The sequence below is a fragment of the Heyndrickxia coagulans DSM 1 = ATCC 7050 genome (genome assembly GCF_000290615.1).
In the GTDB taxonomy this organism is placed as follows: domain Bacteria; phylum Bacillota; class Bacilli; order Bacillales; family Bacillaceae_C; genus Weizmannia; species Weizmannia coagulans.
On the sequence record NZ_ALAS01000263.1, the window covers coordinates 1 to 256 of the forward strand.

Consider the following 256-nt stretch of genomic DNA (forward strand, 5'->3'; position numbering starts at 1 on the left):
CATATCATTGATGTCCTGCATGAACCACACAAAGGGAAATTACGTAAGCCACGGACCTACAGAAAAAGAGCCCGCAAGGACTATCTTTCGGTCGCTAAGCAACGTAAAGCTGGCGCCCGGAAAATCCGGAAAGCTGTAGGCAAACAGCTCGGATATGTGAAACGAAATCTGGAGATCATTAAAAATCTTGTTTCCCAAAGCTCTCTGTCTCTTTTAAGCAAAGATGAATACAGGCAACTTCTCGTGATTCATGAAC

Annotated in this window: 1 pseudogene; it reads left to right on the top strand. The window is 44.1% G+C overall.

Features of this window, described 5'->3' with window-relative positions:
- Positions 1–256: pseudogene (locus IC21_RS14265) on the top strand (IS5/IS1182 family transposase); the annotation flags it as partial.